The sequence below is a fragment of the Spirosoma lituiforme genome, assembly GCF_054776635.1.
Genome location: NZ_BAAHBO010000003.1, coordinates 652893 through 665366, shown reverse-complemented (window position 1 = coordinate 665366; position 12474 = coordinate 652893). Strand labels below are relative to the sequence as shown.

Below are 12474 nucleotides of genomic sequence, written 5' to 3'. Positions count from 1 at the left end.
CGCTTTTTTTACGTAGTACTTCCGGTGTGATGAACACTCCCACTCGCCTGGATTAAAGCGTTTATTGCTTAATACCCGCAAAATAGAAAAGGTCCTGCGGATTATCCTGAACGTTGATACGCAGCAGTTTATCCTGCTTTTCCATACCATTGTCCGTGAAGACCCGATCGGTCTGTAAGGTACCTATATTCGAATTGGCCACGCGCAGTTGAACCCCGTTGGCCTGGCGGCTCAGACTAACATGCTCAATTGAACGGCTGATTTTTACGGGGGAAAACTTAGTGTAAATTAGCGTTACTGTACTGTCCGACTGCGCTTTCAATTCAGCATACGGCATTTGGCCGGCCGAAATGGCTACGCAGGAAGGGTCAAGATAAAAGTTAGTTCGATACGTGCCAACTACTTCACTGGCCAATGAAGTCGAGCTAGGTTGCACATCAGCTTCTTCCTGACAAGCAGTCAGTGAGCCTAGCAGCGCGCAGAAAAGCAGTTGTTTTTTCATATCAGTTACCTATTTGATTTGGAGACCCAATTGAACCTGGAAAGGTTGGAGCCTGATCGGCATTTTTTTCAGCTTCTCCTGGTTCAAAATTAACGGCATCGACCCATACTTTCATATCGTTCAACGTCATTTGCCCAAATTGAGTGGTAAACGCGACATCAGCGGCATCCCGACCATACGCTACCGTAATTCGGTTGCCGAGCGGAGTTTTCTGCGTAGCGTCAAACGTGAACCAACGTCCATCTACATACGCTTCAAACCAGGCGTGAAGATCCATAGGGTCAAGTTTGTACAGATAGCCGACAACCATCCGGGCCGGAATATTCAGCGCCCGGCAAAGCGATATGCCCAAGTGCGTAAAGTCCCGGCAAACCCCAATCCGGCTGGCGGCCGTATCGACTGCCGATGTGCTGGCATTGCTAGTTCCGTACTGATAGGTTACGTTTTCATTGATCCACTTACGAATCGCTTCGGCCTGGTCGTAACCTGACTCCACGTTTTCCGTAATCTGAGCGGCTAGATTTCCCAACTGATCCGATTGGCAATACCGGCTCGGCAGCGTGTAGTGAAGTACGTCATCTGGCAGCTCTTCTACCGGCGTATAGGGCGCACCGGGAGCTGTGTCAATGAGGTCGGCTGTTTGAACAGTTGCCGAAAAATGAATGGAAAACGGCCCTTCGGGAGCTACCAATCGCTGGCAGAGGTTGCCGTACATATCGGTAAACTCGGTAACGTTAACGGCAGGGGTAATCTGGTATTCTTCCCGCATGATCCACTGTCCTGCACCAGACTGAGGACGTAGCATTAAAATTAATGGAGTCGGCGTTTGAGCGGAGAAAGACAGTTCGCAGCCAGCATTAAGTTGCATCGTTAAGTAGATAATAAGAGTGATTTAGAGTTGTTTTAACATATAGTCTAACGCGTGTCTGGACCGATGGTTACCAATTTGAGCATCTTTATTTGCTCATTTTCGGACAATTACAAACTCTACTCGTCTATTTTTCTGGCGCCCCTCGTCGGTATCATTGGTTGCAACGGGTTTCGATTCACCAAAGCCTTTACTGGCTACCCGGTCGGGCTCGATGCCTTTGCTGATAAAATACTCGCGAACCGAGTCGGCCCGATCCTGCGAAAGTTTGGCGTTTATTTCGTTGGAACCCGTATTGTCCGTGTGTCCACGAACTTCAATAACCATTTTGGGGGTTTCGTTCAGGGTGGTAACCAGCCGGTCGAGTTCGGGACCTGACTCCGGCCGAAGTTCTGATTTTCCTGTATCGAAAAAGATGTTGTTCAGCCGCACAACACTGCCGCTCACCAACGGAATCATAATCAGTTGTTTGCCCGTAACCTCCTGAAAACCCTTGGGTTGCGTTAGGTCAATGTTGTCGCCTTCGGCAATGAAATCCTTGGCGATTGCACGCATCGAGTATTTCTGGCCATAGGGCAACACGATCTTGTACTCGCCCGTTAGCGGATCGGAGGTTGCCTCGCCCACTTCGGCGCCATCGGGCAGGGTCTGGTAAATAATGCGGGCTTCAACGGGTTTCCCCGTCGTTTGGTTAATAACCTTGCCGCTAATGAGGGCAACGGGATCGGGGCGGGGTGCGTCCGTTTTATTGGCCACCTCATCACCTCCGCCACCCAGTTTGCCGGGTTGATCGGTAGGCTGACTGTCGCTCAGCTTGATTCGAACGATGTCGCCTTTTCCAAGCGTATTTTTGAAGGTGGTCAGGTACGCATAGTCGCCCGAAGCGCCGAGCGTGTAATAGGCGTCGTACCCATCTGTGTTGACTTTCGGGCCGAGGTTAACCGGCTTCGACCAGTGTTTCCAGGTTTTGTCGACCCGTTTGCAAACGTAAATATCGTTGCTGCCCAGTCCGCCATCCCGGTTACTTGAGAAATACAGCGTAGCCCCGTCGGGGGCGAGAAAAGGCGTTGTTTCCGTAAACTTCGTATTAACCTCAACGCCAAGGTCCATGGGTTTTGTCCACGACCCGTCTTTTTGCCGGAAGGTAACGTACAGATCGTCTTCTTTACTGTTTTTCTTCTCGCTGAACGCCATGAGCAACACCTTCCCATCGGCCGACATAAAGCCGCAGTCGAACTGGCCTTTACTCATGTTGACGTAACCGGGAATGTCTATCTTCTGCGGTGGCGACCAGCCGCTGGCGGTTTTTTTGCTGAGCGAAAAGCCCCTGGTTTCGTAGGTTCCATTGTTGTATTGCCCTTTTATGAGCATGCTGTTGCCATCGGGCGTGATGCTGTAAGCGCAGTTGTACTCATCTTTGTTGAGCGGAAAACCCATCCGTCGGCCAGGGCCCCACTTGCCACTAGTCGGGTCTAGCTCAGAATACCAGATATCCTGACTGCCTTTCGTTCCATGGGTGTTGTTTGGGTGGCTGATCCGGGCGAAATAGAGCGTTTTGCCATCCGGCGAAATCATTGGATTGATCTCATTGTATTCCGAGTTGACCTGGCTCCCCAAATTTTCGACACCTGTACCTGAACTTGCCGTTTGGGCTGAGTCTAACTTGGGTTGCCCGTATACAAGCAACGAGATATGTACTAAAAAGCAGGCTACAACAGCGCCGGAAGCATTCATGAACGTAAGATGGGACAGTAAGGTGCTTACAGAAGGAACGTTGGTAAGACTCGGTTTTGTATGAACCGATCTGGTTATACCACCCGCAGCTTGGCGAAGCTAAGCAGCAGCACCTTTTCGCCCGCTTTCTCGAAGGCAATGGTTGCTTTGCGTTCGGTTCCATTCACATCGACCGCTTTAACCGTGCCAAAACCAAATTTGGCGTGCTCAACGCGCTGGCCAACCGCCAGCTCAGCCGTGCTGGTGGGGGCAAAATCGGCCGAAGGCGTGTGCGATACCAGGGGCTGCGGTGCCTGCGAACGGCCCGTTTTCTGCGCCAGTGACCGAACAAAGTTCATGGAACCGGTCGAGGTGTTCTCGCTACGGTCCCGCTCCGGACGGTCAAAGTCCATCCGGCTGGGTGCCGACCGCTGTTTCGACATCTTCAGGTATTGCTGGTCCATCTCCATCAGAAAGCGACTAGGTTCGCACATCTTAAGGCGACCATAGTGGTAGCGGGTTTCGGCGTACGACATGGTCAATCGCTTCTCGGCACGCGTAACGGCTACGTAGAACAGGCGTCGTTCCTCTTCCAGGTCGTTGCGGCTTTCGAGCATCATCTGGCTTGGAAACAGGTCTTCTTCCATCCCAACGATGTGTACGTTTTTGAACTCCAGTCCTTTCGCTGCGTGAATGGTCATCAGGGTTACTTTGTCGTTATCGCCATCATCCTCTTTTTCATCGGCGGTGGTGAGCAGCGACACGGACTGTAAGAACGCACTCAGGCTCTTCTCTTCATTGTCCGGGTTATCAACAAACTCCTTGATTGCATTCAGCAATTCCTGTACGTTCTCGTAACGAGCCAGCCCTTCAACGGTCTTATCGTCGTATAGTTCTTTGAGCAAACCCGACGCTTTGGCAATGTGCGAGGCTACTTCGAAGGCATCTTTCTGGTCGAGCAACAGTTTGAAACTTTTGATCAGATCGGCAAATCCTTCAATCGCAATCGCCGACCGACCGGCCACGTGCTTGGTGATCTCGGTAACAATCTCCCAGATCGAGTCCTGTTTCTCGGCCGCAATTACGCTAAGCTTGGCAATGGTCGTGTCGCCAATGCCCCGCTTGGGTAAGTTGATAATTCGCTTGAACGCTTCTTCGTCCTGCTGGTTGACCGTGAAACGCAGGTACGCAATCAAGTCCTTGATTTCTTTTCGCTGGTAGAACGACAGACCGCCAATGATGCGGTACTTAATGCTCACTTTGCGTAAGGCTTCTTCAAAAGCCCGCGACTGGGCATTGGTTCGGTAGAGAATGGCAAAGTCGTTGTTGACCAGCGAACCGTTCATTTTGGCTTCAAAAATGGACGAAGCCACCAGCCGACCTTCTTCGTTATCCGACGACGCTTTGATCACGTCGATCAGCGTGCCGTCTTCATTATCGGTGAAAACGTGTTTTTCCAGCTGATTTTTGTTCCGGGAAATAATGGAATTAGCCGCCTGAACAATCGTTTTGGTCGATCGGTAATTCTGCTCCAGCTTAACGATTTTGACGTTTTCCTTGCCGTAATCGCGCTGAAAATTAAGAATGTTCTCGATGTTGGCTCCCCGGAAGGCATAGATGCTTTGCGCATCATCGCCGACGATACAGATGTTCTGGTGGACAGCCGCCAGCTTACGGGTAATAAGGTACTGAGAGACGTTTGTATCCTGAAACTCGTCGACCATCACGTGCTGAAACTTGTGCTGGTATTTGTTCAGAATATCCAGATGGTCCCGCAACAATACATTGGTATTGAACAGTAAATCATCGAAGTCCATCGCATTAGCCGCGAAACACCGTAACGCATACTGCTTGTAAATCCGGCCAATGTGCGGCATTCGGGCGGCTTCGTCGTCGGCCAGAATAACTGCGTTGTTCAGGTAATCTTCCGGGCCAATGAGCCGGTTTTTCGCACCGGAAATACGGCCAAAAACACCGTTAACGCGATATACTTTATCATCGAGCCCCATTTCTTTAACGATGCTACGCAACAGCGACTTTGAGTCGTCGGTGTCGTAAATCGAAAAGTTGCTTGTATAGCCAATCGCTTTGGCTTCGATCCGTAAAATTTTGGCAAAAACCGAGTGAAATGTACCCATCCAGATGTTGCGGGCTTCCGTACCGACAACTTTCTCGATCCGATTCCGCATTTCGCCCGCTGCTTTGTTGGTAAACGTCAGCGACAGAATACGGAACGGGTCTACTCCGGTTTCAATCAGGTGGGCAATCCGATAGGTCAGTACGCGGGTTTTCCCCGAACCAGCCCCGGCTATAATCATTAACGGGCCGCTGCCGTGCATAACGGCCTCCCGCTGGGGGTCATTTAATCCAGAAATATAATCAACCATTCCGCTCGTTTCTCTTCCGTCTATAACAAGTAAAAGTACGAAATAATTTAGTCGGGGCAGGCAGGAAGATCAGCAATACTCATACCATCGGGCCCATATCAACGCCCATCACCTCTGAAAAAGATGAAGCCGTAGCTACTCCGCCATCTCCTTTGCGGTAGCGGAACCACTCGCGGCTTTTGTAATTGAAAACAAAACCTTCGAGAATGCCGTAATCATCGTCTTCAATTAGCCGAATGACTTTTTTTATGTCATTATTGATCCCCCGATTCGTACAAACTTCAATAATGATTCGAGTCTGCTCCGTTTTTTCATCAAAAAGGATGATATCGGGTACAGGAAAGCCGGGCCCTTCGTCCAACGGCGTTTCGGGTAATGGGATGAATTTTATCGTCTTTTTATGATAATACAGCACCCCTAATTCGACGGTTAGTTTGCTGATTATACGCTGATGACTAAACGGAGAATTGGTGCCATCGTCATGCACCATATAGGGCGTGTTATAAGGTTATTCGTACATAGCCATTGGACGAATTTGTCCTCTCCAAGTTACAGAAAAACAGCTCAGAAATAGAGGACAGACGAAAACGCTTAAAATTTCTGAATTATTGTGCAACGTTCTCCATTTTCCAGCCTCTTTCTGTCGTTAACAAACTACATTACCCCGAAGACGCTGAGCCTTTTGGAACCGAACCGAAACGTGGGGCCGCCCTACCCGGACCGTCATGCCGACCTCGTTAAACGCTGCCAGCAAGGTGAGCGACGAGCCCAGTATGACCTGTACCAACAGTACGTTAAGGCCATGTATAATGTCTGTCTGCGGATTTTAAATCATGAGGCCGAAGCGGAAGATGTCTTGCAGGAAGCGTTTATGGATGCCTTCAGCCACATTAACTCGTTTCGGGGGCAAAGTACGTTTGGGGCGTGGTTAAAACAGATTGTGGTGCATCGGGCTATTAACCATCTGCGTAGTAGACGGTTGGAGCTGGTAGACATTGAGTCGCACCGACTGGGTGAAGACGACGGACTTGACTTCGCGGATACAGATTCCCGCGATGAAGAGGGCACTCTGTTGGAAGTTGAACGGGTTCGGCAGGCCATGCAGAAGTTGCCCGAAGGATATCGGGTGGTGTTATCGCTGTATTTATTTGAGGGGTATGACCACGAAGAGATCGGGAATGTGTTGAAAATTAGTGAGACTACGTCTCGAACGCAGTACCTGCGGGGTAAAAAACGATTGCTGGAATTATTGTAAAGCGGCCGGGTACGAGCCGTTAATCAAGTGAAGCGTACAACGAACAAATACGAACGACGAGTCAATTAGCTGATTCGACAAACCTAACATGAAAAAGGACAATCTTGAACGCTTCGTCCGGGATAACCGCGAAGCCTTTGACGACAAAGAGCCACCTAATAGTTTGTGGCAACGACTCGAAAGTAGTCTGGATCAGCAGCAACAGGGTCGGGAAGCGCCATTTCTTGACATTTATAAAAATCCGGATCAAAACCTGTCAACGGCGGGAAAAGGGTCGAGGGCGATCGGGCGTCAAATTGGCTGGCCTTCGCTCGATTGGCGTGTGGCGGCATCCATTGCCGTACTCGTGCTGGCGGGTGCTTTTATGTACATGAACCAGCAGTATGGCGTTACGCACCAACCTGATATAGTGGCTGCCAGCCCAATGTACGCCAAAGAAGTGGTGCAGTACACCCGGTTGATCGACGATAAACGGGCTGAACTGAAACAGATGACGGAAGACAATCCGGCGCTTTACCAGGAGTTTGCGACCGACCTTGTGCGGCTCGAAAAGTCGTATAAATCACTCAAAGCCGATTTGCCGCAAAACCCGAATCAGGCAGTGCTTATTCAGGCCATGATCCAGAATTTGCAACTCCAGATTAACCTGCTCAATGAACAGCTGCGCGTTATCCAGCGCATTAAACAACAAACTCATGAAAATCCTGTGTAGTCTATTGCTGTGCCTGCTGCCAATGCTCACCTGGGCCGAGGAGCCTCTGGGGCTGAGTACCATCGAAAAAAAGAAGACCATCATCAAACTGTTCGATGTGACCAGTAGTGACAACCTGCTGATTGATAATCAGTTTGGTCAGGTATCGGTGGGCTTATGGGATAAAAACGAAATCCGTGTTCAGATTACAATCATTGCTAATTCAGATTCTGACGAGCGCGTCCAGAAATTTATTGACGCCGTTTCGATTGAAGAAAAACGAACGGGTAATCAGATTACAATTCGGACAAACTTTAGCCAGAACAGCGTCTCAAACTGGAGTCTTGGCAAATGGAAAGATGGTGGCGAACGGAACTTCGTTAAGATCAACTATGAGGTAACGATGCCCCGGCAAAATGCGCTAAGCGTGCGGAACAAGTTCGGGAACACAAGTATTCCGGCGTTTCAGGCCCCACTGACGGTCTATAGTCGCTATGGAAATTTCAGTGCCGATGACCTCACCAGTCGTCAAAACGATATTGATGTAGCATATGGTAAAGCGGACATCGGCAACTTTGGGCAGGGCAAGGTCGATATGGCGTATGGCGACCTCGAACTCTCACGGGCCAATGTACTGGTACTGAGCAATAAGTTCGGCAAAATGAATATTGGAAACGTCGGTAAATTAGACGCCGACATCAACTACTCGGGGGCTAAAATAGGTACGCTACGCGAATCTGGTAAAATCAAAATTGAATTTTCGAGCGGCTTCCGGATTGATCAGTTGCCCAAAACGGCGGAGAATCTAATCATTCAGGCTGCCTATTCGTCTATCGGCTTACCCCTGGATGGGGACAATGACTGTGATTTCGATGTGACCGTAAGTTACGGCAACTTCAATTACGGATCAGGTTCGGCGATGCACTTCACGTCGCAGCCTAGCGACAATGACAATCACCGTGGGCCACGGCTTACCAAGCAGTACGTTGGTAAAGTAGGAAGCGGCTCTGGCACCAAAGTGCGGGTGGTGTCAAAATTTGGGAATGTGAGCTTCCGTTAGGGCCTCGATTATCTCCCTGTGCTGAGGAAATTCTCGCAGGAGATTCTCCTGGCGGGCCATCTCAAAATCGGCAAAGTCAAAGCCGGGCGATACGGTACAGCCCACCAGAGAGAAGTCTGTACCAGGTGCTGGCTTCGAGCCAAACCAGCAGCCTGCTGGCACAACGGCCTGAAATACGTCGCCCTGTTCCGGGTTGTTACCCAGGCGGATAACGGTTAACTCGCCAGTTGGTGTGATGACAAAAATTTCCAGAGAGCCGCCCGCGTAAAAATGCCAGACCTCGTCGGATGCGATCCGGTGCAGTGCAGACATATGCTGGCGTTCGAGCAGGAAATAAATCGCTGTGCTAAACGAACGCGCTTCGGTGAACCGCTCAGGCAACCCCGCTTTCGGAATTCGCTCGGCAGACCGGTATGTTTCGGCAAAATAGCCGCCCTCGGGATGGGGCTGCATGGCAAACGTCTCAACGTAGTAAGCGGCTGTCATCTGTAGCGAAAGAGCAAATGAGTGAAAGAGCGAAGAGAATGGCTGAACATTTCGCTCGTTCACTCATTCGCTCTTTCACCTTTTTTATTACTGCGCGGCTTTCACCACAGTCAGGAAGTCGCGGGACTTGAGGGAAGCGCCACCGATCAGGCCACCATCCACGTCGGGACGGGCAAAGAGTTCTTCGGCGTTTTGCGCGTTAGCGCTGCCACCGTACAAAATCGTTGTGTCCTGCGCTACAACATCACCGTACTGGCTGGCAATATGCTGGCGTAATTCGAAGTGCATATCCTGCGCCTGTGCCGACGAAGCTGTTAAGCCGGTGCCGATAGCCCAGATCGGTTCGTAGGCAATAACGATGTTGGCAAACGACTCGGGCGAAAGATGAAACAGACTTTCGGTAATCTGGTCTTTTACGAACCCAATGAAATCGCCGTTTTCGCGCAGATCGCGGGATTCACCGCAGCAGAAAATTGGCTTCAGCCCATTCTCAAGAGCGATGTTTACTTTTTCAGCCAGTTGCGCGTTCGTTTCATCGAAGTACTGCCGGCGTTCGCTGTGGCCCAGTATAACGTATTCAACGCCAATGGATTGAAGCATAGGGGCCGAAATTTCGCCGGTGTATGCACCTGATGCTTTTTCGTGGCAGTTCTGGGCGCCCAGCGCAACCTTACCGCCAGCCGTTACGTATTGCCGGGCAGTAGCCAGATACAAAGCCGGAGGGCACAGCACGACTTCTACGTCGCCCGTAACCTCATCCTTTACCATATTGATCACTTCCGATAGCAGCGCTTTTGCTTCTTCGGAGGTTTTGTTCATTTTCCAGTTGCCGGCAACGATTTTCTTACGCATAACTAATTAATAATAAAGTCAAAGTCAGATTAGTAAGCCCAGTAGCCATCTCGCTCAGTGGGTACTTTCGGGCGAAATTAGGGCTTTTCGGTCGAACACCTTCCCCCACAGACGCTAAATTTTGATTGCCAGTCAATAAGGACAAACCACTATCCGAATCGGGCATAAACTAACTTTTTAATTATTGTGTTATTCGGATAAAAAAATGAGTAATTTTAATGTAACAAATCTACTCTATGAAAACGCTGGCATTGATAATCGGGCTGTTAGGCATGTATGCTATCGCCCGGGGAGATGATCAGGAGGGCAGGACCGCCAAGGGTAAGGATCGGACACCTGACCGGGAGCGTTATGGTTTCTTCTTGGCTAATAACCGCTCCTGGACGCGGATTCCCTTTCAACTTCATTCGAACCTAATTGTCGTTCCGGTGACCATCAATGGGTCGGATACGCTCCGGTTCATTCTGGATACGGGCGTTAGCAATACCATCATTACGGATCCCCGCGCGTTTCGTAAAAAGCCACTTACCCTAACTCGCAAGGTCAAAATCAGTGGAGCGGGAGAGGGGGGAAGTCTGACCGCTTCTATTGCGATCGATAATACCTTGATAATGGGTGGCCTGCGGGCATCGCACCATAATCTGGTTCTGTTGGATGAAGATATTTTACGGCTATCGGAGTACGTGGGGACCCCCGTGCATGGCATTTTTGGTTATGAGATCTTCGCTAATTTCGTTGTGAACGTCGATTTTCAACGGCATGAAATAACCCTTACGAAGCCGGAGAAATACAGCTACAAAAAGCGCAAGGGCGACCGGTATCCGATCACTATTCAGGATACAAAAGCGTACACCGACGCGCTGTCGGTATTCGATGGCGAAAAGAGTCTGCCGTTGCGGGTTGTGCTGGACACTGGTGCCGGCCATGCGCTCTTGCTTGATCGCTCGCGGAGCACAGCGTCGATGCCCATGCCTGTAAAAAGCGTACGGGCGCAGCTAGGGCGGGGGCTCAACGGGGTGATCAATGGGGTAATGGGTCGTATTCAGAAGGTTCGGTTCGGGCGCTACGAACTGGACAATATTCTGGCATCGTTTCCGGATAGCCTCGGATTCGGTATGAAACTGGTCGATATGCCCGAGCGGCAGGGGAATGTGGGCTGTGAGCTACTGCGTCGGTTCAACGTTACGTTCAATTACCCGGACCGTTACATTGTCATGAAGCCAATTCGGCGGCTCCTGAAAGAAACATTCGAGCACGACATGAGCGGCATGGAGTTACGCGCCAAAGGGGAACGATTCCGCAATTACTACGTCGATAAAGTTGTGACGGGCTCCCCCGCCGATCTGGCTGGTTTACTGGAAGGCGACGAAGTCTTGTTCGTCAACAATAGTTCCTGCAATGACCTGACGGTGAGTGATATCTACAAAATACTTCAGAAGGGAGAAGGCAAGGAAATTTCCATACTGGTTCGGCGCAACAGCCAGATCATTGTGACAAGCTTTGTGCTAAAAAGGTTAATTTGACATGGCGCAGTGGTTTGCATTCCAACAGTCTAACCGAATGCCGGCTCATAGCACTACATCAATCCATCCGTTCCAGCTTGAACCGGAACGTGGTGCCCCGATCAACTTTGCTCATTACCGAAATTTTGGCTTTGTGTGCATTCAGAATATGCTTGACGATGGCTAAACCCAGACCCGTGCCCCCCCGGTCTTTGGAGCGACTTTTTTCAACCCGGTAAAAACGTTCGAAGATGCGGCTCAAATGCTCGGGAGGAATACCCGGACCATCGTCGCGAATGGACACAAGGACTGATTTTTTATCGTCTTCAAAATTTACCTGCACGCGTCCGTTCTCGTTGCCGTACTTTACTGCGTTCTCGATCAGGTTAGTCATGACCTGAGTAATACGCTGTGCATCGGCTTTCACCCAAACGGGACCAATATGAGCACTTTTCAACTGAAATGACGTCTGTTTAGCGTGAGCAATTGTTTCCAGCTGCTCAAAGATATCCTGCGTAATGTGCGTCAGGTCGACCCGCTCAAAATTCATACGCACCTCCCCGGTTTCCAGCTGCGACAGAGCAACCAGGTCTTTTACCAGCGCATCGAGACCGTCCAGGCTTCGGGCGGCTTTTGCCAGAAATTTATCCCGTACTTTTTCATCATCCACCGCCCCGTCAATAAGGGTATGAATGAAGCCCTGGGCGGCAAAGATCGGCGTCTTCAGCTCATGCGATACGTCGGCCAGAAATTCCCGTCGAAACAGCTCCAGCCGTTTCAGTTCATCAATTTCCTTCTGCTTCCGGGCGACGTACACAAAAATCTCGTCGTTCAGCTTCTTGAACGGATTCGTGTTCTTGACGATTGATTTCCGGGAGATATTGAAATCGCGAATTTTCAATTTGTGAATGGTCTTGTACATCTTATTCACTTCCCGAAACACGAGAAGTTCGATGGCGTAAAAGACCAGAAAAAACGAGATGACAAACGATGAGATGCCTACCACGAAGAGCATGGTGCTGGTAACGCCCTCGACAAACGTCAGAAATGCCAGCGTTAAAGCTGAGATCAGGCAGGCCAGTAAAAGCGCAATTAAGCGGGGACTCAGGGACATCTATTGAGTTATTGAATGAGCGAATGATTGAATGCCTGAATGAA

General features: G+C 50.1%; 12 protein-coding genes. 4 read left to right on the top strand and 8 right to left on the bottom strand.

Annotated features, from left to right (window positions below; genetic code table 11):
• Window positions 1–61: 61 nt before the first annotated feature.
• The 5 genes from ACYU87_RS15155 to ACYU87_RS15135 all read right to left on the bottom strand — a co-directional run bounded on the left by ACYU87_RS15155 (window position 62) and on the right by ACYU87_RS15135 (window position 5960).
• Complete coding sequence (locus ACYU87_RS15155; RefSeq protein WP_461134904.1) at window positions 62–502, bottom strand: hypothetical protein; 441 nt, start codon at window positions 500–502, stop codon at window positions 62–64.
• A gap of 1 nt (window position 503) precedes the next feature.
• Window positions 504–1370 carry a transglutaminase domain-containing protein gene (locus tag ACYU87_RS15150; protein ID WP_461134903.1) on the bottom strand — a complete coding sequence of 289 codons (867 nt, stop codon included), beginning with the start codon at window positions 1368–1370 and terminating at the stop codon, window positions 504–506.
• A 96-nt stretch (window positions 1371–1466) separates the two neighbouring features.
• Window positions 1467–3104: an OmpA family protein gene (locus ACYU87_RS15145; protein WP_461134902.1), complete on the bottom strand. Its 1638-nt coding sequence runs from the start codon at window positions 3102–3104 to the stop codon at window positions 1467–1469.
• A 74-nt stretch (window positions 3105–3178) separates the two neighbouring features.
• Window positions 3179–5470: an ATP-dependent helicase gene (locus tag ACYU87_RS15140; RefSeq protein ID WP_461134901.1), complete on the bottom strand. Its 2292-nt coding sequence runs from the start codon at window positions 5468–5470 to the stop codon at window positions 3179–3181.
• A 79-nt stretch (window positions 5471–5549) separates the two neighbouring features.
• The gene (locus ACYU87_RS15135) at window positions 5550–5960 is read right to left on the bottom strand and encodes a hypothetical protein (protein WP_461134900.1); all 411 of its coding nucleotides are present in this window, start codon (window positions 5958–5960) and stop codon (window positions 5550–5552) included.
• 192 nt (window positions 5961–6152) lie between these two features.
• Between ACYU87_RS15135 and ACYU87_RS15130 the strand changes: the two genes are divergently transcribed.
• From ACYU87_RS15130 to ACYU87_RS15120, 3 genes are all read left to right on the top strand, one after another.
• Window positions 6153–6725 (top strand): RNA polymerase sigma factor, encoded by a 573-nt coding sequence (locus tag ACYU87_RS15130; RefSeq protein WP_461134989.1) that lies wholly within the window; start codon window positions 6153–6155, stop codon window positions 6723–6725.
• Between the two features lie 88 nt (window positions 6726–6813).
• The gene (locus tag ACYU87_RS15125; RefSeq protein WP_461134899.1) at window positions 6814–7437 is read left to right on the top strand and encodes a hypothetical protein; all 624 of its coding nucleotides are present in this window, start codon (window positions 6814–6816) and stop codon (window positions 7435–7437) included.
• The gene (locus ACYU87_RS15120) at window positions 7421–8476 is read left to right on the top strand and encodes a hypothetical protein (RefSeq protein ID WP_461134898.1); all 1056 of its coding nucleotides are present in this window, start codon (window positions 7421–7423) and stop codon (window positions 8474–8476) included. Before ACYU87_RS15125 ends, ACYU87_RS15120 begins: the two co-directional genes overlap by 17 nt.
• On the opposite strand, the gene ACYU87_RS15115 is transcribed toward ACYU87_RS15120, so the two are convergent.
• Entirely contained in the window at window positions 8447–8962 is a 516-nt protein-coding gene (locus ACYU87_RS15115; RefSeq protein WP_461134897.1) for a cupin domain-containing protein, read from the bottom strand. The genes ACYU87_RS15120 and ACYU87_RS15115 overlap by 30 nt on opposite strands.
• Before the next feature lie 87 nt (window positions 8963–9049).
• Window positions 9050–9814, bottom strand: coding sequence for a triose-phosphate isomerase (gene tpiA, locus ACYU87_RS15110; RefSeq protein WP_461134896.1), 765 nt, complete (start codon window positions 9812–9814; stop codon window positions 9050–9052).
• A 236-nt stretch (window positions 9815–10050) separates the two neighbouring features.
• On the opposite strand from tpiA, the gene ACYU87_RS15105 reads away from it, so the two are divergent.
• Window positions 10051–11337, top strand: a complete 1287-nt coding sequence (locus ACYU87_RS15105; RefSeq protein ID WP_461134895.1) for an aspartyl protease family protein — start codon at window positions 10051–10053, stop codon at window positions 11335–11337.
• Between the two features lie 58 nt (window positions 11338–11395).
• Here the strand turns inward: ACYU87_RS15105 and ACYU87_RS15100 are convergent, their stop codons facing one another.
• A complete protein-coding gene (locus ACYU87_RS15100) occupies window positions 11396–12430 on the bottom strand; it encodes a sensor histidine kinase (protein WP_461134894.1) in 1035 nt (344 codons plus the stop codon).
• Between the last annotated feature and the right edge of the window lie 44 nt (window positions 12431–12474).